This is a genomic window from Rhizobacter sp. P3_B12 (assembly GCF_056402895.1).
In genome coordinates this window covers 1-1,887 of record NZ_JBFUGN010001106.1, presented here as the reverse complement: position 1 = coordinate 1,887, position 1,887 = coordinate 1, and the positions used below count along the sequence as shown (strand labels likewise).

1 protein-coding gene is annotated in these 1,887 nt (G+C 72.8%); it reads left to right on the top strand.

Annotated features, from left to right (window positions below):
- The coding region (locus tag AC1D01_RS32635) for an Hpt domain-containing protein (RefSeq protein WP_477873645.1) at positions 1-1,887 on the top strand (1,887 nt) is incomplete at both ends.

Here is a 1,887-nt window from a genome sequence, read left to right as displayed (position 1 = left end):
CACCGCACCGGTGTCGGCACCGGCGCCGCTGACCCCGCTGTCGATCACGCCGCCCGCAACACGCCCGGTGGCGCCGCCGCCGGTCGCCGCTGCGCCCTCCCAGCCGCTCCCGCTGGCCGACCTGTCGTTCGACCTCGACCTGGGCGCGTTCGACGAGGCCCCGGCCGCCGTCGCGCCGGCCGGCTCGTTGCCGAGCATCGAACTGCCCGACACCTCGATGCTCGACCAGCTCGGCGCGGCCGCGCCGATCGACGCCGTGCTCGAGCCGCTGCCGGTCGCCGAGAGCATCGAGCCGCAACTGCTGTCGGCCGATTCGGTCGAGCTGATCGAGCTCGACCTGGGCGACGATTTCTTCGGCAGCGCACAGGCCATCGAGGCCACGCCGCTGGTCACCGAGCTGTCGCCGTCATCGGCTGCGGCGCCGCTGTCCGACGACGACCAGGTCAAGATCGTCGGCCCGCTGCGCATCGGCATCCCGCTGTTCAACATCTACCTGAACGAAGCCGACGAGCTGTCGCGCCGCCTGACGACCGAAGTCGCCGAGTGGGCGATGGAGCTGCACCGCCCGATCGGCGAAATGCCGATCGCGCTCGCGCACTCGCTGGCAGGCAGTTCGGCCACGGTCGGCTTCAGCGAGCTGTCGCACCTCGCGCGGCTGCTCGAGCATTCGCTGATGCGTTCGCAGGCGATCGGCGCCGGCACGACCGACGAAGCCCGCCTGTTCGTCGACTCGGCCGAGGAAGTGCGCCGCCTGCTGCACCAGTTCGCCGCCGGCTTCCTGAAGCCCGCCGCACCGGAACTGCTGGAGCGCCTGGCTGCGCACGAGATCAGCTCGGCCCGTCGCCTCGAGGCCGCCAACGCGGCGGCCGAGGTGGCGCAGGCCTCGCCGTCGACCGACGACATCCCGGCACCGCAGCCGGAAGAAGGCTTCGGCGACCTCGACGTGTCGTTCGACGACCTGGCGGCCTTCGAGACGGCCCCCGAGATCGTGCTGAGCGAGCCGATGGCGCTGGCACCCGAGCTGCCGGCCGTCCTCGAGGTTCCCGAGATTGCCGAGACATTCGACCCCGAAGCGCTGTCGGCCGCGGCCGAAGGCTCGTTCGGCACCAACGACACCAACTTCGCCGGCCTCGGCCTGCCCGAGCTGAAGGCGTTCTCGCCGCTCGCGGCCGAGCCGCAGCGCTCGGCCCCGGTGCGCGTCGACGTCGACGACGAGGGTGACGACGATGACGACGACATCGACGCGATCGATGCCGTCGACGCCGAGCTGTTCCCGATCTTCGAGGAAGAGGGCGAGGAGCTGATCCCCGAACTGGCGACCAAGCTGCGCGAGTGGTCGCGCCGCCCGACCGACAACTCGGCGGCCGCGGCCTGCATGCGCACGCTGCACACGCTGAAGGGCGGTGCCCGCCTGGCCGGTGCCATGCGGCTGGGTGAAATGGCCCACCGCCTGGAAACCCGCATCGAGCACCTGCTGCAGCAGGCGGCGCCGGCGACCACGCAGGAGGTCGAGGCGCTGCAAGGCCGTGCCGACGGCCTGGCGCATGCCTTCGAGACGCTGCGCTCGCGCGACGCCCAGGCGTACGCCGAAGCGGCCGCTGCGCCGGTCGCACCGCCGCCCGCGCCGGTCGCCCGTCCGCCGGTGGCCCCACCGGTGGTGCTGGCACCGATGACGGTGGCGGCACCGGTGATGCCGGTGTTCACCGCGCCGCCGGTCGTGGCAGCTCCTGTCGTTGCCGCTCCTGTGGTGCCCGTCGCCCCGCCGGTGGCCGAGCCGACCCCTGCGCCGGTGACGCAACCGACGCCGCTGGCCGCCGAGGCCGCGCCGTTCATCGAGCCGCTGGCACCGACCATCCCTGCTCCTGTCGTGGCCGCGCCGGTGGTTGC